This window comes from Hymenobacter ruber (assembly GCF_054783255.1).
In genome coordinates, this window is the sequence record NZ_BAAGQX010000004.1 from 1,419,747 (window position 1) to 1,444,789 (window position 25,043).

The 25,043-nt window shown below is 62.0% G+C and carries 17 protein-coding genes; 7 read left to right on the forward strand and 10 right to left on the reverse strand.

From position 1 onward, the window contains the following. Positions 1–11: 11 nt before the first annotated feature. The 6 genes from ACYVM5_RS16610 to ACYVM5_RS16635 all read right to left on the reverse strand — a co-directional run bounded on the left by ACYVM5_RS16610 (position 12) and on the right by ACYVM5_RS16635 (position 8,087). Entirely contained in the window at positions 12–932 is a 921-nt protein-coding gene (locus ACYVM5_RS16610) for a metallophosphoesterase family protein (protein WP_460619222.1), read from the reverse strand. 330 nt (positions 933–1,262) lie between these two features. Beyond that, positions 1,263–2,945: an LVIVD repeat-containing protein gene (locus tag ACYVM5_RS16615; protein ID WP_460619223.1), complete on the reverse strand. Its 1,683-nt coding sequence runs from the start codon at positions 2,943–2,945 to the stop codon at positions 1,263–1,265. 174 nt (positions 2,946–3,119) lie between these two features. Next, entirely contained in the window at positions 3,120–4,034 is a 915-nt protein-coding gene (locus ACYVM5_RS16620) for a hypothetical protein (protein ID WP_460619224.1), read from the reverse strand. A 43-nt stretch (positions 4,035–4,077) separates the two neighbouring features. Then, positions 4,078–5,574, reverse strand: coding sequence for a hypothetical protein (locus ACYVM5_RS16625; RefSeq protein WP_460619225.1), 1,497 nt, complete (start codon positions 5,572–5,574; stop codon positions 4,078–4,080). A 162-nt stretch (positions 5,575–5,736) separates the two neighbouring features. Continuing rightward, positions 5,737–6,975, reverse strand: a complete 1,239-nt coding sequence (locus tag ACYVM5_RS16630) for a Smr/MutS family protein (RefSeq protein WP_460619226.1) — start codon at positions 6,973–6,975, stop codon at positions 5,737–5,739. Between the two features lie 134 nt (positions 6,976–7,109). Then, positions 7,110–8,087: a DUF2279 domain-containing protein gene (locus ACYVM5_RS16635; RefSeq protein WP_460619227.1), complete on the reverse strand. Its 978-nt coding sequence runs from the start codon at positions 8,085–8,087 to the stop codon at positions 7,110–7,112. Between the two features lie 217 nt (positions 8,088–8,304). On the opposite strand from ACYVM5_RS16635, the gene ACYVM5_RS16640 reads away from it, so the two are divergent. After that, complete coding sequence (locus tag ACYVM5_RS16640; protein ID WP_460619228.1) at positions 8,305–11,163, forward strand: DUF4961 domain-containing protein; 2,859 nt, start codon at positions 8,305–8,307, stop codon at positions 11,161–11,163. Between the two features lie 215 nt (positions 11,164–11,378). Here ACYVM5_RS16640 and ACYVM5_RS16645 read toward each other — a convergent pair whose 3' ends face one another. The 4 genes from ACYVM5_RS16645 to ACYVM5_RS16660 all read right to left on the reverse strand — a co-directional run bounded on the left by ACYVM5_RS16645 (position 11,379) and on the right by ACYVM5_RS16660 (position 18,153). Then, positions 11,379–12,233 (reverse strand): N-acetylglucosamine kinase, encoded by an 855-nt coding sequence (locus tag ACYVM5_RS16645; protein WP_460619229.1) that lies wholly within the window; start codon positions 12,231–12,233, stop codon positions 11,379–11,381. A gap of 329 nt (positions 12,234–12,562) precedes the next feature. Beyond that, on the reverse strand, positions 12,563–13,363 hold the full coding sequence (locus tag ACYVM5_RS16650) for a SusE domain-containing protein (RefSeq protein WP_460619230.1): 801 nt from the start codon (positions 13,361–13,363) through the stop codon (positions 12,563–12,565). 67 nt (positions 13,364–13,430) lie between these two features. Next, a complete protein-coding gene (locus tag ACYVM5_RS16655) occupies positions 13,431–15,047 on the reverse strand; it encodes a RagB/SusD family nutrient uptake outer membrane protein (protein ID WP_460619231.1) in 1,617 nt (538 codons plus the stop codon). A 25-nt stretch (positions 15,048–15,072) separates the two neighbouring features. Beyond that, the gene (locus ACYVM5_RS16660) at positions 15,073–18,153 is read right to left on the reverse strand and encodes a SusC/RagA family TonB-linked outer membrane protein (protein WP_460619232.1); all 3,081 of its coding nucleotides are present in this window, start codon (positions 18,151–18,153) and stop codon (positions 15,073–15,075) included. Between the two features lie 643 nt (positions 18,154–18,796). On the opposite strand from ACYVM5_RS16660, the gene ACYVM5_RS16665 reads away from it, so the two are divergent. The 6 genes from ACYVM5_RS16665 (at position 18,797) to trpC (ending at position 25,038) form a co-directional block, all read left to right on the forward strand. Next, positions 18,797–19,498, forward strand: a complete 702-nt coding sequence (locus tag ACYVM5_RS16665) for a hypothetical protein (protein WP_460619233.1) — start codon at positions 18,797–18,799, stop codon at positions 19,496–19,498. Positions 19,499–19,501: 3 nt separating this feature from the next. Then, positions 19,502–20,719, forward strand: a complete 1,218-nt coding sequence (locus ACYVM5_RS16670) for an alpha/beta hydrolase-fold protein (protein WP_460619234.1) — start codon at positions 19,502–19,504, stop codon at positions 20,717–20,719. Positions 20,720–21,031: 312 nt separating this feature from the next. Further along, positions 21,032–22,459 (forward strand): anthranilate synthase component I family protein, encoded by a 1,428-nt coding sequence (locus ACYVM5_RS16675; RefSeq protein ID WP_460619235.1) that lies wholly within the window; start codon positions 21,032–21,034, stop codon positions 22,457–22,459. A gap of 15 nt (positions 22,460–22,474) precedes the next feature. Further along, positions 22,475–23,044, forward strand: a complete 570-nt coding sequence (locus tag ACYVM5_RS16680) for an anthranilate synthase component II (protein ID WP_460619236.1) — start codon at positions 22,475–22,477, stop codon at positions 23,042–23,044. Positions 23,045–23,164: 120 nt separating this feature from the next. Next, positions 23,165–24,160 carry an anthranilate phosphoribosyltransferase gene (trpD, locus tag ACYVM5_RS16685; protein WP_460619237.1) on the forward strand — a complete coding sequence of 332 codons (996 nt, stop codon included), beginning with the start codon at positions 23,165–23,167 and terminating at the stop codon, positions 24,158–24,160. A 50-nt stretch (positions 24,161–24,210) separates the two neighbouring features. Next, entirely contained in the window at positions 24,211–25,038 is an 828-nt protein-coding gene (trpC, locus tag ACYVM5_RS16690; protein WP_460619238.1) for an indole-3-glycerol phosphate synthase TrpC, read from the forward strand. Positions 25,039–25,043 lie beyond the last annotated feature (5 nt).

Genomic DNA, 25,043 nt, shown 5'->3' on the forward strand with positions numbered 1-25,043 from the left:
GCCCCTCCGGCTCAGGCGCGCACCAGGCCGGCGGGCGTGAGGGTTTGCTCGCCGTGCCAGCGGTAGCCCACCAACTCGCCGCCCCGCGCCACGCTGTAGTCGAGGCACACGGAGTGGGGCGTGAGCAGCCGGGGCTCGCCGCGCAGCCAGTAATGGCCGAAGAACACGGGCGTTTCGTCCTGATAATAACTCTTGTTGGGCAGGGCGGCTACGTCCACGGGCTGGCCGGCCAGGGCTTCGATGGGTTCGAGGAAGTAGTCGTTGTAGGTAGCGGCGGCGGGGTCGCGCCACCAGGCGGTGCGCATCTTGGTGCGGCGGTGGCCGTCCTTATCGAAGAAATGGTGGGGGCCCGGCAGGTCGGTTTCGTGGCCTTTGAGGGTGATTTCCACGGCATCCATCTCCGCCGAGCCTTTGCGGCTGGCGCGCAGCAGAAACTCGGGCGTGAGGCGGTCGTCGGGCAGCCAGGCACGCAGCTGGGCGATGTAGCGGGCGTCCCAGCAGGCGTGTACCACACGCAGGCCGGGCAGCTCCAGAAACAGCGGCAGCGTGTAGAACCACGCCAGGTAGTCCTGCCACTCCACGAAAAGCTCCTTGCTGCGGAATTCCTTAATGGTTTCGAGGTGCTGCAGGATGTGGTGGGGCAGGTGGGGGCGAATGTGCCCGCCGCCGGGGTAGAATGACCAGAACGCCAGCGCGTTGTACTCGTGGTTGCCCATCACGGCGAGAGCTGCGCCGCCGTCCACCATGCCGCGCACAATTTGCAGCGTCTCCCGAATGGCCGGCCCCCGGTCGATGAAATCCCCCACGAAAATGACCTGCCGACCGCCGGCGTGGCGATACACGCCGTGGGCATCGGGGGCGTAATCAAGCTGCGCAAGAAGCTGGCGCAGCTCGGCAGCGTGGCCGTGGATGTCGCCGATGAGGTCGTACATGGCAGGAGTGGGTGAAGTGAAGGACAGGGAAAAGGAAACGACCCGCGCGCGGGCCAGGCAGCGCGCAACTGGGCCTGCCTGCCCGCAATAGTAATTCAGGCAACAGGATTCGGAACGATGGGCAGGCAGCTTTGTGTCGTTCTGTACCACGGAGCGTAGCAGCAGTCCCGCCCTGTTGCGAGGCTGCTACCCCAGCCGGAATGCCGGCCGCATTGGCACTAATAGCAACGGGCCCCAACTCCTTCAGCTGGCGCAAAGCAGCGCTGCGCCCATAAAAAAGCCCCCAGCCAGATGGCTGGGGGTAGGAGTTATTCACGTAAAGCTTCGAGCTTAGCGCCCGATAACAATCCAGTCGGTGCCGTCGCTTTGGATGGATAGCCGTTGGTTGGGCGTGAGAAAGGAGATGTAGGCCCCGTTTACGTCGTCGTACACGCCGCCGGAGGTTTGCACGCTCAAGCCCACGTTGGAGCCCGCCCCGTTGGAGCTGATGATGACATACACGCGGCCGGGGCAGGTGCCGGCCTGCGGAATGCTGAGGTTGTTGCAGGCCCCAAAGCGTCGCACCGTGTAGTGCGCCGCCGTGAGCGTGAACGTGCCAGCGGTGCTGCCGGTGGTGGTGTAGGGCAGGGCCACCGCGCCGGCTACCTGCAAAGGGCTGGTGAGGGTGCCGCTGGTGCCGATGCCCATGCTGCTGCCCACCACGGCGCTGCCGCTGATGCGAAAGCTGGCGGCCTGGGCCGTAGCCGTCTGGTTCTGGATGAAGTCGGTGCTGCTGAGCGTGGGTGCGCTGCCGGCAGTGCCGTCGGGGTTCACCACCACCGCACGGGTGGGCTGGGTGAACACCTGCAGGTCGTTGGCAGCGCTGGCGTTGGCGGCTAGTGCCAGGGCGCTGGTCACGGCCACGTTGTTGGCGCTGGCATCGAGGGCCACCGTGCCGCGCAGCACGGCGCTGGCCCCGCTCACGTCAATTATCTGCAGGGTGCTGCTGCCTTGGCAGGCAACGTAGGCCAGGCTGCCGTTCAGGGCCACGCTCACGGGGTTAGCGGCGGTGGTGTAGAGGTGGCGCAGGCTGAGGGCCCCGGCGGCGCTCACGTTGTAAGTGGCCAGCTCGGCGGTGGCGGGGTTCAGGGTGCAGAGGGTGCTGCTGCTGAGGGCCACGGGCTCGTCACGGCCATTGTAACCGCCGGCGGTGGTGCCGCCCACCAGGCCGGTGCGGGTAATCGCAGCGGGGTTGCTCACGTCGAGCAGCGCGGCGCCGGCGTAGGCGTGGCCCACGGCCACGAAATTGCCCGCCGCCGCCACCGTCTGGGGCGTGAAGTAGCCGGAATTGCCGGTGGTGCAGGTGGTGCAGGGCGCGGTTGGGTTCAGCAGGTTGGTGGTGCCGGGCGCGCTCACGTCGTAGGCGTAGAGGTAGCCGTAGGAGCCGCTGCGGTCGAAGGTGGCGTACAGCATCGTGCCGGTTAGGGCAATACCGCTGTAAGTCCCGTTCGACGACGCGGGCGGGGTCAGCGTATTCACCAGCGTCGGGGCCCCGCTGCCCAGGGTATAAAGCAGCACCGAGCCCGTGCCCGCGCTGCTGAGCACGGCGGCCGTGCTGCCACTCACGGCCACTTCCACCCCGGAGCTGATGCCCGTGGCCGTGCCGCGCAGCACCAGCGCGGCGGGGTTGCTGGCATCGTAGAGGCTGAGGGTGCCAGCGCCTTTGTTGAGCACCACCGCCAGCGTGCCGCTCACAGCCACCAGCGGGTTGTTGAGGCTGGTGACGGTGCTGGCCAGCGCCGGAACAACCGCCGCCGAAGCCGGATAAGCGGTGGCTGCGGGGCTGAGGCTGCCAGCGGCATCAACCTGCAGCAGGCGGGTGTCGGTGCCGCCGAGGCTGCGCACGCGCAGGTTGCCGTTCACGTCGAGCTTCTGGGTGGGGCTGTTGGTGCCGATGCCCACGTTCTGAGCCTGGGCAAAGAAGGGCAGGGCCAGCAGCAGCACGCCGCCCAGGCGGGGGAAGAGGTTCGTCATATCAAGTAGGAATGGTCTCCGCCTAAGGCGGGGGGGCGCAAGGTTTTATTGCAAGCCAGATGGTAATGTGGCACGGGCCGATGCCCTGCGGGTGGGCGCGGAAGCCATAAAAATGCCCCCGGCCGGGCCGCCGGGGGCTGTGGTGGCAATGCCGGCCACCGGGGCCGGCGGCTGCTAGTTACCGCTCCGGATAACGGTCCAGTTGGTACCGTCGGAAATGGCGGTGAGGGTTTTGGTAGCGCCGGAAGTCTGCATGAAGTAAGGTGCGGCTGCTGCGGCCGTCGCCCCGCCATCGAATATGAGACCACCCTGGGTGCCCACATAGGCAATGTTGGAAGAGCTGTTGTTGCGCAGGTAATACACGCGGCCCACGCAGGTAGCGGCATCGGGCAGCAAGTAATAGTCGGCTCCGTTAGCAGGGTTCAGGCCCAGGTAGCCGCCACCCGTGAGCAGGGTGCCGCTGTTGTTGCCAGCCACGTTCATAACCACGCCCACGGCATTGGTACCCACCACCTGCAGCGTGCTAGTGGGCGCGCTGCTGGTGCCGATGCCCACGTTGCCAGTGCCCGTAATAGTGAGGTTTTTGCCACCCGTGGCAATGGTGGTAGCCTGCGTGAGGGTGCCGCCGAGCACAACATTCGACCCGGATTTCGTCAGGCCATTGCTGGCCGAGGTCACTGCGCTGGAACTAAGCACGCTGATTTGTGCGCTCAAAGAGGTTGTCTGGGTACTCAACTGGCTATTCAAACTGCTTACGTTGCCATTAGTCACGGCCAGCTGCGACGAACTCACCAGCTGCAACCAGTTAGGACTGGTGGTGGTGCCCGCGTTGTAGTAATAGCCGGCGGTGCCGCCGGTTTGGTATACTACCAGGCCGGTAGCGGGGCTGGTCACATCAGTGGTAGCGGCCACGCGGGGCAGCAGCGCGCCCTTGGTGCCGCTCACCAGCTCAAGAATGGCCGAGGCATCGGGCGCGCCGGTTGCGCCAATGCGCACGCCCTGCGCCTGGGCGGCCAGGCTGCTGGCTACCAGCAAAGCCGTAAGGGCCAGGCCCCGATAGAAATAAGCAGGAGTAAAAAGATTATTCATTAATCGTAAACGAGCTGAGGATAAGGCGGATGAGACAAAAAGGCTACTCCACCACGCAGCGGCTGGTGAAGCGGGTCGTGGCCGTGGTGTAGCGCAGCACGTAGCTGCCAATGGCCAAACCGGCCAGGAGCACTTCGCCGGTGGCACGGCCGTCTACTGCCAGGGTGCGCACGGTGCGCCCCAGCAGGTCGAGCACCTGCAGGGTGCCAGCCTCGGCCGGACCGGTGTAGAGGTAAGTAGCGGCCTGCCCGGCAGCCACGTGGGTGGGGTACACGGCAAAGCCCGCCGCCTGCGGCGCCAGCGCCACCGAGCGAATGGGCGAGTAGCTAACCTCGCCGCTGGCGTCCGTCTGGCGCAGGCGGTAGTAGAGCACGGTCACGCTGCCGGGCAGCTTTGCGTCGAGCAGGGCGTAGTCGTGGCGGGTGGTGCTGGTGCCCGCCCCGGCCACCGTGCCAATGGCGGCAAACGTGCGGGCATCGAGGCTACGCTCTATGGTGAAGCCGGCGTTGTTCAGCTCCTGGGCGGTAGTCCAGCTCAGGCGCACGGCTGCCGGCCCGTCGGCCTGCGCCAAGAAATCGACGAGGGTGACGGGTAGCGGGTTGGCCGCGTTGCTCACCGTAAAGCGGCTGAGCGAGGTGGGGCTCATCGAGATGCTGCGGGTGCTGGCGTTGGCCACGGGGCTGCGCACGGCCCAGGGCTGGCCGGCAGTGGTTTGCTGCCACACGCGGGCCTGGCTGAAGTCGGTCAGGCCGTTGTCGTTGTCGGGCAGCCAGCTCAGGGTGAGCTGCACGGCTGCGCTGGGCTGCGTGGCCGGCACCACGGTCCAGATGCGGTCGATGCCCTTGTAAGCAGTGTTGGCAAAGTTCACGCCCCGGCTCACATCGTCCGTCAGCAGGCCCGCCGTGCGGGTAATGACCACCGTGCCCAGGTTGTTTGAAGTAGGGTCGAGCACGGCCCCGTGGCCGAAGTTTACGGCCGTCCCGCTCACGGCGCTGCGCGTGATTTCGAGGCTGCCCAGCACGTAGCGGCCGGAAGCCTCGCCCGCGAGCGTGGCCCCGTTGGGCAGGCGCAGCGTATTAACGGTGCTGCCATTTTTGGTGGTGATGAGGCCGTTGGTCAGGCTGAGCAGGTTGCTCACCGTGAGGTCGTCGGCCAGACGCAGGGTGTTGGCCCCGGCAGTGGGCTTGTTTAGCAGCAGCTGGTAGAGGGTAGCTCCGCCAGGGGTGAGCAGCTGGTCGGTGGTGCCGCTGAAGGTGACCGGGCTGGTGCCGGGCACGATGGCACCCGAGTTGGCAAAGTTGCCGCGCACCTCCAGCGCCCCGCTGCCCAGGTCGAGGGTGCCGGCGTTGGCGGTGGGGCCGTCCACGCGCAATGTGCCCTGGTTGGTGATGGTACTGCCGGCCTGGTTGCTAAGGCCGCCGGAGCCCACGTACACGGTCGTGCCGGACTGCACCGTGATGGTCGCGCCCGCATTGGTCAGGTCCTGGGCCGCGACGGGTGTCGCCAGCAGGAGGGCCGCCGCAAAGTAGAGTTTGGTCATTAAATAAGCCGTAAGTAAATAAATGGGATTGCCAGGATTACAAAAATACAATCCCGCTGATGGTTAATGGATGAAAAAAAGCACCCATCCGGCCGCCGGAGCCGAATGGGTGCTTTTTCTCGGTAAAAGGAAGAATGGCGGCGGGTTGCTGTGTGGTGCCGGCTACTTCAGCCGCACCAGCGTGGCCCCGAAACCAAACTTCTCCTTGCGGGCATCCTCGAAGAACTTGATGTCCTTGTTGCGGCTCAGCTGGCGGTGGATTTCCTTGCGCAGCACCCCGTTGCCCATGCCGTGGATGAACACGATTTCGTGCATGTTGGTGGCCAGGGCGCGGCTCAGCGCGTCTTCAAAGGCATCGAGCTGGAGGCGCAGAATGGCGGTGTTGCTCAGCTCCTCTTTGTTGTCGGGCAGCAGGGCTTCGAGGTGCAGGTCAAGCTCATGCGGCGGAGCCACCACGGGTGCGGCCGGTTTGGCGGGCGCAGCGGCAGCTACCACGGCGGCCGGCTTAGCAGGCGCATCGCCGCTGAGCTGGGCCTTGAGGGCGGCTGCATCCACGCCGGCGGGTTTGGCGGGGGCGGCGGGAGCCGGAGCTTCCTCGGCGAGCTTCTCAGGCGCGATGGCGGCAGCGGCTTTCTCATCCAGCTGGAAGAGGTAGGCATCCTTGTTAATCACCGGCGCAGGCTTCTGGCTGCCGTAGAACGTGCTGGCCTTGAAGGCCTGCCGCTTGGTGAGCAGCTCATAGGCCGCATCACCATTCAGCTTGGTGGGCAGCAGCTGGAACACCACGGCGGGCCAGGTCTCGAAGTCCTTCATGTGCAGGAAGGAGAGGGGCTTGGTGCTGGTTTTGGGGCCGAGCTTATCGGCGGCCAGGGCGCGGTAGGGGCGGGCAGTGGTTTCCTCGCCGTAGGTGAAAAGCACATCGGCCTCGGTGTTGTTGATGAGCGTGACGCCCAGCAGCTCCGGTGACTGGTGCACCAGGGCCAGAAACAGGCCTTTGGCCGCGGCCGGCTGCTTGCCGTTGGCGGCTGCGGCTCCGCGGCTGCCCGGGCCAGTATTCACAGGCCGGGCCACGCCCGCTCCGCTCGACGCGGCAGCTGCCAGGGCCTCCTGGAGCGAGGGCTGCACCGGCTTGGGCGCGGCCGGCGCGGCCGAGGGGCGCTTGCTGTTATCCTTCTTGCTGGCATTGGCGTTTTTGCCGGGCGTCTGGCCGGGGCCGTAGTCGGGGGCGGCGCGGTCGAAGTTCTTGCCTTCTTCCTGAGCCACTACCACCACTTCGCGGCGCAGCACGGGAATGGTAAAATCGTTGTCAATGGCCACTTCTACCAGCTCGCTGTCGAGCAGGCGCGTAACAATTCCTTCTTCGGTGCCGGTCAGGAGCCGGACTCTATCTCCTACGTTCATAATATCACAGGTTTACACCGGCAGGCGCTGTTGCTTGAATGAGTAGAACAGCGGGCGGCATGGGGTGGGTTCGTCAAAAGTACGGGTAGATGGGCGGCGCGGATGGATATTCCGTTTTTTGACCCCGCCTGGCCTTACATATAGAGCCCGTGGAATCCGAAACCGTTGCGTGGGTTGTACTCCAGCGCCGGGGCCGGCAAGTGGAAAATGCTGAGTGTGTAGAATACGCGCTTCAGCAGCACGCTACGGGTGGGAATGCGGCGTAAATCCACGTCGAGCGAGAGGTAGAACTGACGGTAGGGGCGCAGGCCCTGGGCAGCGTTGGTACCGTCGTCGTTGTACACCATGTCCTGGCCGCCGTAGCCAAAGGCGGGCTGCAACCAGCGCGGCCAGCGGTTGCTGGGCTTGAGGAACGCGCCCACGTCGGCGCACAGCCAGTAGGTCTGGCCGTTGTAGTCTTTCAACAGGCGCTCGGGCACGTTGTTGCCCAGTGTGTTGGGCCGCATTTTGGCGTAGCTGGTGAGGTGGAACGACCATTTGGGCATAATGCGGACATCGTGCCAGGCCAACTGCTGGGCCAGCAGCCCGGCCGAGCCCAGAAAGTTGGCCGCCAAATCGGTGGCCGATGCGCCGTAGGCCGGGTCGAAGCCGTCGAGGATTTCAATCGGGCTCTGCACCACGAAGCCCACGAAGGAGCCGTACCAAATGGCTTTTTTCTCGCTCAGGCCGGCCCAGCGCAGCATGTCCACCGCGCCCCGGCTTTCCTGAAACGCGCCCCAGAAGTGCCCGCACTTGTCAAGCTGCTGCCACTCGGGCAGGTCGTTGAACCAATGCAACGAGGTGCGCTCGCCCGTGTACCAGGCCGTAGTAAGGCCCGTATAAATCACGCCATAGCTCAGGGCCGTGCCACCCACCAGCAGGCGCAAACGGCGCTTGCGCAGCGCCGCCGAATCGACGGGAAAATTACTGAGTGAGGAAGTACGAACCGTGGGAACCTGCGGGGCGCCCGCGCTGTCGGTACGAAGCGGGGCCTGGGCGTGGCCCGCCAATGGCCCGGCCAGCATACTGCCCACCACCAGCCCGGCCCAACGCCTGCGCCCGAGTGAATTCAAAAACAACGAAACAAGCGCCATAAGGGCCGTAAATAGTAGCCAAAGGTACGTTCCATAAAGCCGGTTGCTGACCCCCATAGCGTATCTTGCGGCTTGGTTTGCCAACAAAAACAATTAATTACAGGCTTGGCAAACGTTTCGACAAGCTCCCACTTCAGCCTCATAACTCTGTTTCCCTTAGCCACTTCCTAATCATTTCGCATCCTAATAATTCCCAATGCAAACATTTCGACGCCTGACAGCCCTGCTGTTGACCCTCGTGGCTTGGACCGCCCAAGCTCAGGTCACCACCTCGCCGGTATTCTTTACCGATACCACGCCCGTTACCATCACTTACGATGCCAGTCAGGGCAACGGGGCGCTGAATAACTTCACCGGCAACGTATACATCTGGACCGGCACCGTGACCAGCCTGAGCTCCAGCAACACCAACTGGCGCAACGTGCACAGCCCCACCTTCGGCGTGGCCGACCCCACCGCGCTGATGACGCGCAGCGCCAGCAACCCCAACATCTATACTATCACCTTCACGCCGCGCACCTATTATCCCATTCCGACGGGTGAGACGCTGCTGCGTCTGGGCATGATTTTCAAGAATGCCGACGGCTCCATTGTGGGCCGGAACGCGAGCGGCGGCGACATTTTCGTGGATGCTTCGACAGCTGCCCTGTCGGCCCGCATCACCAACCCGACCGCCAATGCCAACGGCAACCCGCTGTTCGTGAACCTGGGCGCGCAAGTCAGCGTGACGGGCACGGCCTCGGCCACTGCCAACCTGGCCTTTAGCCTCAACGGCACGCAGGTGGCCAGCCAGGCCAGCGCCACTACCCTCACCACCACCGTAACGGCCGCCAGCGGCCGCAACGTGGTGCGCTTCACGGCGACTGCGGGCGCTTCGACGGCCGTCGATTCGCTGATTTTTGTGGTGCGCCCCGCCGTGACCGTGGCTGCGTTGCCCACCGGTGCCAAGGACGGCATTACCTATCTGAATGGCGGCACGTCGGTTATTCTCAACCTGACGGCCCCGAATAAGCAGTTTGCCTACGCCATCGGCGAGTTCAACAACTGGCAGACTACCAACGCCAGCTACATGAACAAGACCCCCGACGGCAACCGTTGGTGGGTGCAAATCAATGGCCTCACGCCCGGCCGCGAATACGCCTACCAGTACCTCGTGGACGGCACCCTGCGCGTAGCCGACCCCTACTGCGAGAAAATCCTGGACCCGAACGACGACCAGTACATTCCCGCCCGTACCTACCCCAACCTGAAGGCCTACCCCACGGGCCGCACCACGGGCATCGTGTCGGTGCTGCAAACCAACCAGACGCCCTACGTGTGGACGGCCACCAATTTCCAACGCCCCAGCCGCACCAACCTGGTGGTGTACGAGTTGCTGATGCGCGACTTCACGGCCTTCCACGATTACCAGACCGTGCGCGACACGCTGAATTACCTCTCGCGCCTCGGCGTGAATGCCATCGAGCTGATGCCCGTCAACGAGTTCGACGGCAACGATAACTGGGGCTACAGCCCTGATTTCTTCTTCGCGCCCGACAAATACTACGGCACCAAGCAGGCTTTCAAGCAGTTCATCGACGAGTGCCACCGCCGCGGCATCGCCGTGATTATGGACATGGTGCTCAACCACGCCACCGGCCAGTGCCCGATGGTGCAGCTTTACGGCAGCACGGCCGGCCCCACGGCCGACAACCCGTGGTTCAACGTGACGGCCCCGCACCCTTACAGCGTCTACAACGATTTCAACCACGAAAGCGCCTTCACCAAGTACTTCTCGAAGCAGGTGATGTCGTTCTGGCTCCAGGAGTATCACATTGATGGTTACCGGTTTGACTTGGCTGGCGGCTTCACGCAGCAGCAAAGCACGGGCAGCACCTACGGCAACTACGACCAGAGCCGCATCAACATCTGGCTGGACTACTATCAGCACATGATTGGCGTCGACCCGAACCTGTACCCCATTCTGGAGCACTTCCCCGAAAACCGCGAAGCCAAAACCTTGGCCGATGCCGGCCTCATGATTTGGGGCAACGCCAACACCAACTACAACGAGGCCACGATGGGCTACCTGTCCAACTCCAACTTCAGCTACGGCTACTATGGCAGCGCCGCCCAGGGCGGCCGCGGCTGGAACAGCCCCAACCTGGTGACCTACATGGAAAGCCACGACGAGGAGCGCCTGATGTACAAAAACCTCACCTTCGGCAACTCTTCGGGCAGCTACAGCACCCGCGACCTCAACACCGCCCTGGCGCGCATCGAGTTGGCGTCGGCCTTCTTCTTCACGGTGCCCGGCCCCAAAATGCTGTGGCAGTTTGGCGAGCTCGGCTACGACAAGTCCATCTTCACCTGCTCGAACGGCACCGTGCCCACGCCCTATGGCAACGACCAGTGCAAGCTGAGCGCCAAGCAGCCCGTGTGGACGTATTACCAGGATGCCAACCGCCGCCAGCTCTACGACGTGCAGCGCGCCCTCATCGCCCTCAAAAAGCAGGAGCCGGCCTTCGCTAACCCCACCAGCTACACCCAGCAGCTGGCCGGCGCCGGCAAGTCCATCCACGTGAGCAACGCCACCCAGAACATCACCGTCATCGGCAACTTCGACGTGGTGAGCACCACCATTGACCCCGCCTTCCAGCGCACCGGCAAGTGGTACAACTATCTCTCCGGCGACAGCATCATCGTGACCAACGCCAACGCCCTCATCACACTGGCGCCCGGCGCCTACGCCGTGTACACCACGCGCCGCCTCAAAAAGGCTACCCTGCTGAGCACCACCGCCCGCCGCACCGACGCCCTGCGCCTCGTGGCCGTGCCCAACCCCAGCAGCAGCACCGCCAGCCTGCAATATGAGCTGGCCGCGCCGGCCGCCGTCACGGTTACCGTGCACAACGTGCTGGGCGCTACCGTGCGCACCATCAGCAGCCGCGCCACGCAGGCAGCCGGCACGCACGAGCTCACCCTGCCTGTGCAGGATTTGGCTAACGGCATCTACGTGGTGCGCCTGAGCACCGGCCAGCTGATGCAAACCACCCGCCTCGTGGTGCAGCACTAACAACACTTACCTGAGGCCACAAAAAAAGGCCGCTTCCAGCTGGAAGCGGCCTTTTTTTATGGGGAGTTCATCGAGCACTTCGGTTTCTTAAACGTCTGTCATCCTGAGCGCAGCGAAGGACCTTATCATGTAAAAATAGTTTGCAGTAATTCTAATCGGTGCAAACGTGATAAGGTCCTTCGCTGCGCTCAGGATGACAGACGCTATCCGACCTTCTACCGCACCGGCAGTTCGTCGTGGTACGCCACCAAATCATCGATAGGGGAGCGGATAATCTTGCCCACTTCCATGCCGTGGGTTTTGGCCACCTGCGTCAGCACGTCGCGGAAATTGTAGCCCACCGAACCCACGCAGTTGAAGGTGTATTCCTGGAAGCGCGGGTAGTGCAGCACCAGGTTCTGGAAGAAGGTCTCAAAACCTTCGAGCACAATTTCGCGGCAGTAGCTCACGTTGTTGTGGTCGTAGGCAAACTTGGCGAAATTGGCCAAGTAGCGGTTGGGCAGCGGCTGGTTGTAGAGGCGGTCCAGAATGTCGTTGCGCGTGCCCAGCGAGTAGGTTTCCTTGAAGATTTCCTGCAAGCCGTCGGGCAGCAGGCCGCGCAGGTAATCGCGCAGCAGCCGCTTGCCGAAGTACGAGCCCGACCCTTCATCGCCCAGAAAATACCCCAGCGAATCCACGTTGTAAATGATTTTCTCGCCGTCGTAGAGGCAGGAGTTGGTGCCCGTGCCCAGAATGGCCGCGAAGCCGGGCTTGTGGCCCAGCAGCGCCCGGGCGGCCGCCAACAGGTCCTCGGTCACGTGGGCCTTAGTCTTGGGAAACACTTGGCGTAGGGCCGCCGCAATCACCTCCGCCTTCTGCGCCGACGATACGCCCGCGCCGTAGAAATGCACGTCGGTCACTTCTTCGCGGGGCAGCGTGCTGGGCAGGTTCTGGTTGAGCGAGGCCACAATGGCCGCCGTATCCATGAAATCGGGGTTGTAGCCCTCCGTGTTAAAGTACACGCGGTTGTGCGCGTCGTCGAGCTGGCACCAGCTGCACTTCGTTGAGCCGCCGTCGGCAATAAGTATCATAGGAGAGGGAATTATGAAGGGGGCAACGAAAGTAACAATTCAGGTTGGAAAGTGGGGAAGGGGGCAGGATGAACAAACGATTGCAAGAGTCATTTGCTGAAAAAAAAGCTAATTCATGCTTAAAACGGGCAAAATCGACTCTGCAACAGGCATTGTTCAGCTTCGAGGCTTATAGTTGCGATACGTCGTTCACGGGCTTGGGAACATCGATTTTACCAACAGTGCCGGCCCTGTTTAGAGGCTTCTTCCTACCCCGAAAAGCAAAGCAGCCACCGGACTTGGTCCGGTGGCTGCTTACAAAGTCCGTCAGGAATTGCTGACGGGTAAAATCAGGGGGTAATGGTCACTTTGCCATCAACCGGCAAGCCGGCAGCATCGCGGTTAACCTCCAGCTTCACCGTGTAGGTGCCAGGCGTGGTAATAACCAAGTCAGCGCCGTTTTTGGTGAGAGCTACTCCTTTGGTGTAATCACCGGTAACACCGCCCAGGTTAGTACCCCAGTCCTGATTGCGACGGAACTTGAAAGCCCCGGCGTTCAGCGGCATACGCAGCACAAAAGCCCGTACTTTGCAGTCGTAAGGCATCATGCGGTCAGTGATGGGAGGATTTGGCGAACCGGGCCAGCCGTCGCCGGCCGGTCCCACGAGACCCCACTGGTCGTTGGGCAACGTCACGGCCAGATAAGGCGTGGCAGTGATGCTTTTAGGTGCCGAAATTTGGGCTGCGGCAGCATCTCCTACGCTCGATTTAACCCGCACATCCAATGCCGTTGGCACGGGCGTGAGCGTGCAGTCGAGCGAGTTGTACACGTCGTTGAGCTCGGTCTGGTTGAATGACTTGCTCAACGCGTTGCCTACGTTGTAATCAACCGTGGTGGCAAAGTTGGTGCCCGCCTTGGCAAACTGCAGGGTGTAGGTTATTGCTGCCTGGTAGTTAAAATCAGCCGCTTTCCAGCTGTACGTCACCGCCGGGCTGGTATCGTTCCGGTTGATGGTGGCCGTGGTAGCCGATGCCGTCAACTGCGGGGCGGCATTAGTGCCCAGCACGGCTTGGCTTTCGTCCTTTTTACAGGAGCCAACCGCCAGCAGAATTGCTGCGCCGGTTGCAAAATTGAGAAACCAGTTTTTCATAAAATATCGAAGAGAAATGTAAAACCATTGTGGCCGGCCCGAGAACAGCGGGCCGGCCGAAAAAAGTTTAGTAGCCCGGGTTTTGGTGGCCGGCCAGGTTGGGGTTCGCCACCAGGTCAGTGGTGGGCAGCGGGAACAGCGCACGGGTAGCGGGCACATCGGCGCCGGCTTTCACGCCGCCTTTGAAGGGCCAGTTGTAGTTGCTGGTGAACTTACCGAAGCGGATAAGGTCGGTGCGACGCTGGCCTTCCCAGAACAGCTCCCGGGTACGCTCGTTAAAGACATCGTCCAGGCCGTCGCCGGTCAGGGCGGGCAGGTCGTTGGTGTGGCTGGTCAGGTTGCCGGTAGCACGGGCCCGCACCTGGTTAATCAGGGTCAGGGCGGTGGCTTTGTCGGGGCTGGCTTTGCGCAGCAAGCCTTCGGCCTTAATCAGAAGCACGTCGGCCAGGCGGAACATGGGGAAGTCGGTGTCCGGGAAGTCACCCACCGTATCGGAGCCGGGTTTGCCACCCGAAGTCACGTTGCGGTACTTGGTGATGAGCGGGCCGCTGCTGAATACACCAATCGTATCTACGTTCGGGTTCTGGCCGCGGGTAAACACCATGTCTTTGCGCGAGTCGGTAGCGCCCGTGTTGTTGATGATACTGGTCAGCTGCGGCTTGGCGCGCAGGCCGGCCCAGCCACCGTTGATGCCCGCGCTGCTGGCCGATACGGCCCGGCCCACGGCAGCATGCACGAGGTAGGTCATGCCACCGTAGGTCTTGGTGCGCAGCCCGTCAAACGTAATTGGGAAGATAATCTCGTTGGCCCCGGTCGTGTTGTTGTCGGCCAGGAACAAGTTGGCGTAGGTCGGGGTGAGGGTATAACCGGCGTTGATGACGCTGTCAGCATACACTACGGCATCGGCCGAGCGGTCGGTGTTGGTGTACACCTTGGCGTTCAGGTACAGCTTGGATTGCAGCGTCCAGCGCATAGCGCGGTCGGCGCGGCCGTACACCTGGCGGGGGTTCAGCAGCACTTTGCCTTTGTCCAGATTCTTCAGCTCGTTCTCCACGTAGGTGAAGAGCTGCTGACGGGTGTAGTAGGGCGGGTTCACGCCCAGGGCCGAGTTCTCATCGGTGAACGGGCCACCCCCAAACAGGTCAATGGCGTGCCAGTAGCTCAGGGCGCGCAACAGGCGGGCTTCGGCGCGGTACTGACGGATGAGCTTGGCATCCGATTCCGTTACGCCACGCTCGCTCAGGCGGGCATCGGTGGTTTGGCGAATGAACTCGTTGCAGAGGCCGATTTCGTAGAAAATCCGGTCGTAGGTGGCGCGCACAAACTCGTTGTCGGCGTTCCACTGCAGGGTGTTCACGAAAATGAGGTTGCCATCGTTCCAGCCCAGAATGGCCTCGTCGGTGGTAATCTCCTGGAGCTGCCAGTACTGGCGCAGGTAGTTCGAGAAGCCTTCGTCGATGCCCGAAATGTCGGGGCTGCCGGCGGGGCCGGTCTGGCCGCTCACCGCGAAGGTGGCGTAGAGGCGGGCCAGAACTTGCTCGGCGCTGGCGGCCGTTTTGTACACCACCTCGGCGTTGGCCGAGTAGCTCGGAATCTGGTCGAGGTCTTTATTACAGGATGCAACCGGGAGCAGCATGGCACCAAGGGCCAGCATTCCAAGGGTACGGGTGAATTTTTGATTCATGGTAAAGGAGGAATGAAGCCGTGATTTAGATACCAACATTGATGCCCACCGTGAAAGTGCGCGGACGAGGATAAATCGTGTTGTCGATGCCGCCAATTACTTCGGGGTCGAGGCCTTTGTAGTTGGTGATGAGGAACAGGTTCTGAGCGGCCAGCGACACGCTTACGTTCGAGCCCTTGCGGATAATCTCGCCGAAGTTGTAGCCCAGGGTCAGGTTCTCCATGCGCAGGAACGAGCCATTCTCCACGAAGTAATCGGAGAAGTACTGAGCGGCGTTGAAGCGCGAATCCAAGAATTCACGGTTGCGGTTCGGCACGAAGCCGTTGGTGCTGATGTCGTAGAAAGAGTTCGAGCGCACGTTGTTGTACACGTAGTTGCCCAGGTTGGCGCGCAGCGTGAAGGCCAGGCTCAGTTTCTGGTAGGTCATGTTGGCACCGCCGCCGAGGATAACCGTGGGGCGCGACGACTTGTAGCGGTACCGGTCTTTGCTGTCGATGGTGCCATCGCCGGAGCGGTCCACGTAGACGCCCTGCAGCGGCTTGCCATCGGCACCGTACACTTGCTGGTTTACATAGAAGGTGTTGCTGGCGTAGCCCACCGTGTTGATTTGAATATTGTTGCCGACACCGCCGGAAATGCCGCCCGTGGGCTGGCCCAGGTCGCCGGGAGCGTCAGCACCGGTGAGTTTCGTGAGGCGGTTCTGGTTGAACGTAGCATTGGCGTTTACCGTGAGGTTGAACCGGTCGCCTTTCACGGCGTCCACGTTCGCAATTACTTCAACGCCTTTGTTGGTCAGCGAGCCCACGTTGTAGGTGCCACCGTTCGACAGGCCCGAACCGGCCGAAATGTTTACGAAGTTGAGCAGGTCCTCGGTTTTCCGGTTGTACAAATCAACCGAGCCGTAGAAGCGGCCGCCGAAGAAGCCGTAGTCCAGACCCACGTTGTAGGTCGTGGTGGTTTCCCAGGTGATGTTGGCGTTGTACTGGTCAGCCCGCAGGGTGCGGATGTAACGGGGGGTGCCGTCGGCGTTGTAGCCCAGCTGATACGAGGCCGACAGGTTGCTCAGCGTCAGGTTGGCCAGGAAGGGGTAGTAGTTGCCGCCCAGGTCCTGCTGGCCGGTTTTGCCGTAGCCCACACGCAGTTTCAGGTCCGAAATGGCGGTCGAGTTCTTCAGGAATTCCTCGCCCTTGATGCGCCAGGCAAACGCGCCCGACGGGAAGTAGCCGAAGTGGTTAGGGCTGAAGCGCGACGTACCGTCAGCGCGGAAGGTGCCGGTGAAGAGGTACTTATCCTGAATGTTGTAGTTCAGGCGGGTGTAGTAGCTCACCAGTACGTTGGTGTTCAGGTAAGTATCCTGGTTCGAGTAGCTCAGCGAAACCGGGTTCAGTTCCGTGCCGTTGGCGCGGTAGTCGGCAAACACGTAGTTGCGGTTCTCGAAGCGCTGGTACGAGTAGCCGGCCAGCAGTTCCAGGCGGCCCGGGCCCACGGTGTGCTCGTACTTGCCGTAAGCTTCCAGAATGGTGTTGTTCAAGTCCTGGGCGTAGATGTTGTTAACACCCTGGCGGTTGAAGTTCGAAGCTGCTTCGGCGGGCACATAGGTGGTGCCACGGCCGCGCTGGATGTCGTAGCCCATGTTCAGGTTGGCGCTCAGGCCGTCGATGAAGGGCAGTTTGTAGTCGAGCTGCAGGTTGCCGATGCTCCGTTTCACGGTGCTGCGGTTGCGGCTCTGGTTGATGAGGCCGATGGGGTTGCGGGGCGAGAGGGTGTTCAGCGAAACCGTCTTGTCGTCGTTCAACTGGCTGAACTCGCTGTATCCGCCGTAACGGCTGATTTGGGCATTGGTCAGGCCGAAGGGGTTGCCGGCGGCACCGCTGTAGATGGCAGTGGGGGCACCGGTAGCATCCACCGTGATGGGCTGCGTGGGGTCGAAGCTCACGGCATTGCCCACGGCGCTCTGGTCCGAGAAGTTGTTGTCAATCCAGGTGCCTTTCACGTTCAGGTTCACGCGCAGCTTGCCATCGAGCAATACCGGCGACAGGTTCAGGGCGCCGCTGAAACGCTTCAAATCGTTGCGCTTCAGAATGCCCTGCTGGCTCAGATAGCCACCCGATACGCGGTAGGGAATCACGCCGGTCGAGCCGCTCACGCTCACGTTGTTGTCGCTGCTGAAAGCCGGACGGAAAATCTCCTTCTGCCAATCGGTGCTGGCTTTGCCCAGCGTAGCCTTTTGGGAAGCCGAGCCGTACTGGTTCACCACGGCGCGGTAGTCGTCGGCGCTCAGCACCGGCACGTACTTGTAAGCGCTGGCCACCGAGTTCTGCGACGAAACGTTGACGTGCATCGCATCGCCCTGCAGGCCTTTCTTGGTAGTCACCAGAATCACACCGTTCGACGCGCGCACCCCATAGATGGCGGTCGACGAAGCATCCTTGAGCACGGTGATGCTCTCGATGTCGTTGGGGTTAATCAGGCTGAGGGGGTTGGAAACTCCGGCCAGGCTGGTGTTGTCCACCGGCACGCCGTCGATGATGATGAGCGGCGAGTTCGAGGCCGACAGCGACGAACCGCCGCGAATCAGAATCTGCGAGTTCGAGCCGGGAGCACCACCACCGGTGGTAATCTGCACACCGGCTACTTTGCCCTGCACCAGTTGCTCGGGGTTGGTTACCTGGCCCTTCACAAACTGCTTCTCCGAGATTTGCTCTACGGCGCCCGTCAGGTCCTGCCGACGCTGCGAGCCGTAGCCCACTACCACGGCCTCGGCCAGTTGGGTGGTGTTCTCGGTCAGGCCCGTCGATACTTCGGCGTTCTGGCCGGCCACCACCGTCACGGGACGGCGCACGGCATTGTAGCCCACGAACGAAATCACGACAGTGTGCGGACCAGCGGGCACGTTCTGAATGCTGTAGGTTCCGTCTACGCTTGAAGAGCTACCCAGCGAAGTGCCTTCGATGAGTACCGTGGCGCCGGGAATGCCTTCGTTTTTGCTATCGGTGACGCGGCCGCTAACCGAACCGGTCGACTGAGCAAAGGCCGCCGAAGGGAGGAAGCCAAAGCCCGCTAACAATAGCAGAAACAGGAGCTTCGCTAAATAAGGGTGTCTCATGGGAAACTTCTTAAATGTGTTGATGGTGGGAAATTTTAAAAGATTGGGGCTGCAAGTTACCAAAATCTTGCATTACAGAAGGTTTAAAGGCATTTTTTAAAAAAAGCTGGCGCTGCACAAATGCGAAAAAACGTTTGCCCAAATTCGGTGATTTTTTGCGCATATTTAGTCAATATCTTGTCTTGGAATGATGTTGATTTAACAAGTTAAATGCTGTATGCTAAGTTCTTAGCATTGGTATTTGCATTGGGTGTAGGGGGGGGGGCAATGCAAACGATTCGTAGTTGATGCGCATAATGCATTGAAATCAGGCTTTTTTCGAGGTTTTTCAGGATAAAATAAATTTGAAAGGAGCGTTTTTTTTGGGTGTGTATCTACTCATCCTGGGTGTGTAGCTACTCATTTGGGCGGTTTACCAATCTACCAGTGCTTTCCTTTGCCCAAAGCCGCCGCCCACCCCGAAACCGATTGCTGAATAGCTGGCAAAGTGAAGGGGGCGTTTGGCAATTCCGCATCAACCACCTTTGCCAGGGGCATAATCCGGCCCGGCCCGACCCATAATGGCACTGTTTTCCCTCAGTTGGCGCAGTAATTGCCTTGTCGGGCCATATTCTCCTCGTTACTTTTGGCTTTTCCTCAGAAAATGAAAAAGCACCTACCATTACTCGCGTTGCTATTGGCCGGCACGGTGACCGGGGCCGTGGCGCAGTCCCGGCCCGGTACGCACAAGCCGGCCCCCAAGAGCACGGGCAAGCCCGCGCCCGGTGCCCGTGGGGTGGTGAAACCGCCGCCGGTGTACACGCCTATCACCACGCAGCGCGCCACCGACAACGAGGATGCACCACCGCCCATGGTGGTGAGCAAGTTGAAGCTGAAAAAGCCGGTGCTGGTGTATTATGAAGAGCCCGCCCCCGGCAAAACGGTGCAGCAGCTCATCATGTCGGAGGAAAACCTGACCCTTCTCAAAACCCTGGACCTGGAGCACCTCATGGCCCGCCGCGAAATATTTGTGGATGGCTTGGGCAACCTGACCCCGCCGGGGGCCGACGTGGCTAAGTACCGGCTGCTGGGCACCAGTGCCGTGGCCGAAACCACGCGCCGCCCGGCCGGCGATGGCCGCAGTTTTTTCTCCCGCCTGAAAGTGCCGTCGCCGGGTGTGCTATACGTGGTGCGCGAGTCGGCCGAGGAGTACCGGCATTTCGTGAAAGGCCCCCAGAAAAAGGGCGCCCTGCTGGATTTTCAGGCCAACGGCCTGCCGGGTATCGACTCGGTGCGGGCCGTGTACACCCTGCGCAAAACCGAAGCCGCCGAGCGCGGTGCCGGCAGCGGTGAAACCATTCGATAACCAATGAACCAACAATTGCTGTTAAAACGCACGGGGCTGCTGGTCAGCGCCCTCGGCTTGGCGTGGGGCACTGCTAGCGCCCAGACCATTCTGAAGCTGACCCAGGTACCGGCCTCCACACCGGCTAAAGACACGCTGTTCGTAGCGGGCTCTTTCAATAGCTGGAACCCGCACAGCCGCGCCTACGCCTTGCAGAAGCAGGCCGACGGCACCTACCAAATCAGCCTGCCGCCCAGCCTGGGCAGCATCGAATACAAGTTTACCCGCGGCAGCTGGCCGACGGTGGAAGTAGACGGCAAAAACGACCAGATTGCCAACCGCAAAGCCGACCTGACCACAACCCGCGAAATCGTCAACCAGGTGCTGGCCTGGAACGCCCCGAGCGACGCTGCTAAAAAGCACACCGCTACGCCGCAGGTGCGCATATTGTCGGCCTCCTTCGCCATGCCGCAGCTGGGCCGGCAGCGGCGCGTGTGGCTGTACCTGCCCGCCGATTACGCGGCCAACCCCGCCCGCCGCTACCCCGTGCTCTACCTGCACGACGGCCAGAACGTGTTCGACGAAGCCACGAGTTTCGGCGGCGAGTGGGGCGTCGACGAAACCCTTGACCGCCTGCGTAAGGCCGGGCAGGACGCCACCGGCAGCATCGTGGTGGCCGTGGACAACGGTGACCAGTTCCGCTCCGACGAATACATTCCCTGGGCCAGTCCCGAACTCAAGGACCAACCCCACCGGGGCGGCCAGGGCAGTGCCTACGTCGATTTTCTAGCTCTCACCCTCAAGCCCTACGTGGACGCGCATTACCGCACCCGGCCCGAGGCGGCGTATACCGGCATCGCCGGCTCCAGCCTGGGCGGACTGATATCGGTGTACGCCGCGCTGAAATACCCCAAAGTTTTTGGCGAGGTGGGCGCATTTTCGCCCGCCTTCTGGGTGTGCAACGATTCACTACGGGCCTATGCCAAAACCCATCCGGCGGCCCGCACGGCTCGCTTCTATTTCGTGTGCGGCCCCAAGGAGTCGAAAACCATGTTGCCGCTGATGGCGCAGTGGCGCGATGAGCTGCGGGCCGAAGGCGTGCCAGCCGCCAATCTGGCGTTTTCGGCCCCGGCCGATGGAGAGCACCGGGAGTGGTTCTGGCGGCGTGAATTTCCAGCGGCTTATCAGTTTCTGTTCGCTCCGGCAATGAAAACCAGCGCTTCAAGTCCGAAACGGAAGTAGTTTTGGGGCTTGGTGCTGATTTGAATATTGGTTAAAAAGGAACCGGAAGGTTACTGGTTTCGTATAGGAATTCGTTGGTAGTTGCACTAATTTCAAAATTGCCGCTTTATCTTTGCATCGCGTTTCACCCGAAGCGCCTTTCTCAACATGAACTCGACGCGTATTTCTCAGGCTTGGTGGTGGCAGCTCCGAAACATCGGACCGGCCTGCCTGTGCGCCTTGTGAAGTCAACCTGATTTTACCCTGCAATCACGAAAAGCCCGGCCCATCAGCCGGGCTTTTTTCGTTTTTGCTGTTTCCATTTTCATCCTCGTGCCTTACCAACTCCTCACCCGCACCCGCCGCCTACTTGCCGATACGGTGACACCCGTGGGCCTGTTCCTGCGCCTGCGCGACCAGTACGCCAACTGCCTGCTGCTGGAAAGCGCCGACTACCACGGCCAGCAAAACGCCTTTAGCTACCTGGTGTGCGAGCCGCTGGCCACGTTTGAGCTGCGGCGCGGCGGCGTGCTGCGCCAGCTGCTGCCCGGCGTGCCCGAAACCACCGAAACGCTGGCCCACCCCCGCGAGGCACTGGCCCGGCTGCGCGACTTCGCCGCTGCCGGCACGCCCGATGCTGCGGCCGAAAAGCTGCCCTTCATCAGCACTGGTTTGTTTGGCTACATGGGCTACGAGGCGGTGCAAAGCTTTGAGGACGTGCAGCTAAACCCGCAGAAAGTGCCAGCTGGCGATATTCCACTGATTCGCTACGGCGTGTACCGCTACGTCATCGCCTTCAACCACTTCCGGCAGGAGCTGCACCTGTTTGAGCACAGTGTGGCCGGTGAGCCCTCGGCCGAGACAGACGGCCTCGACCGGCTCGAAAACCTGGTGCGCCATCCCAGCGTGCCGAACTTCGGTTTCGCCACGGTAGGAGCGGAGCAAACCAACCAGACCGATGAGGAATTCCTGGCGCGCCTCACGCAGGGCCAGTCCCACTGCCTGCGCGGCGACGTGTTTCAGATTGTGCTTTCACGCCGGTTTCAGCAGGGGTTTTCGGGCGATGAGTTCAACGTGTACCGCGCACTGCGGTCCATAAATCCATCGCCGTACCTGTTCTACTTCGACTACGGCGACTACAAAATCTTCGGTTCCTCGCCCGAGGCGCAGGTGCTGGTGCAGGGCCGCGAAGCCACCCTGTTCCCCATCGCGGGCACCTACCGCCGCACCGGCGACGATGCCGCCGATGCCGCCGCCGCCCAGCGCCTGGCCGCCGACCCCAAGGAAAACGCCGAGCACGTGATGCTGGTGGACCTGGCCCGCAACGACTTAGCGCGCCACGGTACCAAAGTAGAGGTGCGCACGCTGCGCGAAATTCAGTTTTACTCGCACGTAATTCACCTCGTGAGCAAAGTCACGGCCGAGCTGGCCGAGAATACCGACACGCTGCAGGTGGTAGCCGATACCTTCCCGGCCGGCACGCTCTCCGGCGCGCCCAAGTTCCGCGCTATTCAATTGATTGATGGGCTGGAACCTACCGCGCGCGGCTACTATGGTGGCTGCCTGGGCCATCTGGGTTTCGATGGCAATTTCAACCATGCCATTATGATTCGCTCGTTTCTAAGCACCGGCAACCAGCTGTATTTCCAGGCTGGCGCGGGCGTGGTAGCGGCTTCCAGCGTACAGTCGGAATTGGAAGAAGTGCACCACAAGCTGGGAGCCTTGCGCGCGGCGCTGCGGGCTGCTGAAAATGTTAAATAATACCAGCCCGTCGCCATGAAAATCCTCGTTCTCGACAATTACGACTCCTTCACCTACAACCTGGTGCACCTGCTGCGCGAGCTCGGCCACGGCCCGAACATGACCGTGACGCGCAACGACCAGCTGTCGCTCGATGATGCAGCCGCTTATGACGCCATCCTGCTTTCGCCCGGTCCCGGCATTCCCACGGAGGCAGGTTTGATGCCCGCCATCATTGAGAAATATGCGCCAACCAAGCGCATCCTGGGCGTGTGCCTCGGCCATCAGGGCTTGGCCGAAAGCTTCGGCGCGGAGCTTTACAACATCCCAGCCGTGCTGCACGGTGTAGCCAACGAGGCCGAGGTTACCGTAAGCGACGAGCGCCTCTTTGCCGGCCTGCCGGCGCGGTTCCAGGTGGGGCGCTACCATTCCTGGGCGGTGCGGCCCGAGTCGATGCCAGCCGCGCTGGAAGTAACGGCCCGCGACGCCAATGGCGAGGTGCTGGCCTTTCGCCACCGCGAGTATGACGTGCGCGGCGTGCAGTTTCATCCCGAAAGCATCCTCACTGAGCACGGCGCGCAGATGCTGGCCAACTGGCTGGCGTAGGGGCGGGGCTTGCCCCCGCCCGGTTGTTTGGCTGGTATTCCAATCAGTTTTATCCCGCATCGATTCAATAACAAAGTCGTTCTACGACGGGCGGGGGCAAGCCTCGCACCCTACAGCATTTTGAAACAGATTCTCAACAAGCTTTTCGACCACCAGCCCCTGACGCATGCCGAGGCCCACGCCGCCATGCGCCAGCTGGGTGAGGGCGGAGCCAACCCGGCCGAAACGGCGGCTTTCTTGGCCGTGTATCGCATGCGGCCCATCACGGTGGCCGAACTGGCGGGTTTCCGCCAGGCGCTGCTCGATTTGAGCCGCGACCCCGAGCTGGGCACGCACGACGTAGTGGACATCGTGGGTACGGGCGGCGATGGCAAAAACACGCTCAACATCTCCACGCTGGCTTGTTTCATCGTGGCCGGGGCGGGCACGCAGGTGGCCAAGCACGGCAACTTCGGCGTGTCGTCGGTATCGGGCGCTTCGAATGTGCTGGCGCATTTCGGCTACAACTTCGAAGCCAGCTCTGACCAGCTGCGGCGGCAGCTCGACCGCGCCGGCATCTGCTTTCTGCACGCGCCGGCTTTCCATCCGGCCATGCGCCACGCCGGGCCAGTGCGGCGCGAGCTGGGCCTGCGCACCTTCTTCAACATCCTCGGTCCGCTGGTGAATCCGGCCCGGCCGGCGGCCCAGCTGCTGGGTGTGTTCAGCCTGGAGCTCCAGCGCCTCTACCACTACCTCATGCAGCCCACCGGCACCCGCTACGCCGTGGTGCACGCCCTCGATGGCTACGACGAGCTGGCCCTCACCGGCCCAGCCAAAGTGGTTTCGTCCTTCGAAGGCGAGCGGATGCTGACCGCCGACACCCTAAACCTGCCCGCTTGCACCGCCGACGACCTGGCCGGCGGCAGCACCGTAGCCGCTGCCGCCGAGCTATTCAAACAGGTGCTCGATGGCCACGGCACCGCCGCCCAGCGCAACGTGACCACCGCCAACGCCGCCCTGGCCCTGCAATGCGCCCGCCCCGGCCTGAGCTGGGCCGATGCCCTAGCCCTCAGCCGCGAATCGCTGGACTCGGGCGCAGCCCGTAAGGCATTCGAAACCATGCTGGCCATTCAATAAAATTTCTACATGGCGCGGAGCAAATCCTGCGCGCTACTGTTTTCCAAGTCATGTCCCAATCAACGATTCTCGATACCATCGTCGCCCACAAGCGCAAGGAAGTTGCCAGCCGCCGCGAGCTGGTGCCCGTTAAGCTGCTCGAAACCAGTCTGTACTTCAATTCGCAGCCGCTGTCGCTGCGCAAGTACCTGCTGCGCGAAGGCGGCAGCGGGCTCATTGCCGAATTCAAGCGCAAGTCGCCCTCCAAGGGCTGGATAAACCAGTACGCACCCGTGGAACGCACCACGCTGGGCTACATGCAGGCAGGCGCGGCGGCACTGTCCATCCTCACCGATGCCGAATTTTTCGGTGGTAAGAATGAGGATTTGACCACGGCCCGCCGCTTCAATTTCTGTCCCATCCTGCGCAAGGATTTTGTGGTAGACGAGTACCAGATTCTCGAAGCCAAAAGCATCGGGGCCGATGCCGTGCTGCTGATTGCGGCCGTCCTCACGCCCCAGGAAATTGATGCGCTGGGCCGGCTGGCCCGCTCCCTGGGCCTCGAAGTGCTGCTGGAAGTGCACGACGGCGAAGAGCTAGCCCGCTCGGCCAATGCCGAAGCTGTGAACCTCATCGGCGTGAACAACCGCAACCTGCACGATTTCAGCCTGAATCTCGACACCTCCATGGCGCTGGCCGAAGCCATTCCGAGCGACTTCGTGAAAGTCTCGGAAAGCGGCATATCCACGGCAGCAGCCATTGGCCAGCTGCGCGAAGTGGGCTACCGCGGCTTCCTGCTGGGCGAGGCCTTTATGCGCCACGCCCGCCCCGAGCGTGCCTGCGCCATGCTGGTGCAGGAAATCGCGGCCCTGCCGAAAACAGAATCCGCCGTTGCCTAGCTGCT

Excerpts from the sequence above, each read along its gene's own strand:
- ACYVM5_RS16615 (WP_460619223.1), bottom strand. The coding sequence starts at position 2,945 with ATGACGAACCTCTTCCCCCGCCTGGGCGGCGTGCTGCTGCTGGCCCTG.
- trpC (WP_460619238.1), top strand. The coding sequence starts at position 24,211 with ATGTCCCAATCAACGATTCTCGATACCATCGTCGCCCACAAGCGCAAG.
- ACYVM5_RS16625 (WP_460619225.1), bottom strand. The coding sequence starts at position 5,574 with ATGACCAAACTCTACTTTGCGGCGGCCCTCCTGCTGGCGACACCCGTC.
- ACYVM5_RS16680 (WP_460619236.1), top strand. The coding sequence starts at position 22,475 with ATGAAAATCCTCGTTCTCGACAATTACGACTCCTTCACCTACAACCTG.
- ACYVM5_RS16665 (WP_460619233.1), top strand. The coding sequence starts at position 18,797 with ATGAAAAAGCACCTACCATTACTCGCGTTGCTATTGGCCGGCACGGTG.
- ACYVM5_RS16630 (WP_460619226.1), bottom strand. The coding sequence starts at position 6,975 with ATGAACGTAGGAGATAGAGTCCGGCTCCTGACCGGCACCGAAGAAGGA.
- ACYVM5_RS16650 (WP_460619230.1), bottom strand. The coding sequence starts at position 13,363 with ATGAAAAACTGGTTTCTCAATTTTGCAACCGGCGCAGCAATTCTGCTG.
- ACYVM5_RS16655 (WP_460619231.1), bottom strand. The coding sequence starts at position 15,047 with ATGAATCAAAAATTCACCCGTACCCTTGGAATGCTGGCCCTTGGTGCC.
- ACYVM5_RS16610 (WP_460619222.1), bottom strand. The coding sequence starts at position 932 with ATGTACGACCTCATCGGCGACATCCACGGCCACGCTGCCGAGCTGCGC.
- ACYVM5_RS16645 (WP_460619229.1), bottom strand. The coding sequence starts at position 12,233 with ATGATACTTATTGCCGACGGCGGCTCAACGAAGTGCAGCTGGTGCCAG.
- ACYVM5_RS16620 (WP_460619224.1), bottom strand. The coding sequence starts at position 4,034 with ATGAATAATCTTTTTACTCCTGCTTATTTCTATCGGGGCCTGGCCCTT.
- ACYVM5_RS16640 (WP_460619228.1), top strand. The coding sequence starts at position 8,305 with ATGCAAACATTTCGACGCCTGACAGCCCTGCTGTTGACCCTCGTGGCT.
- ACYVM5_RS16660 (WP_460619232.1), bottom strand. The coding sequence starts at position 18,153 with ATGAGACACCCTTATTTAGCGAAGCTCCTGTTTCTGCTATTGTTAGCG.
- ACYVM5_RS16670 (WP_460619234.1), top strand. The coding sequence starts at position 19,502 with ATGAACCAACAATTGCTGTTAAAACGCACGGGGCTGCTGGTCAGCGCC.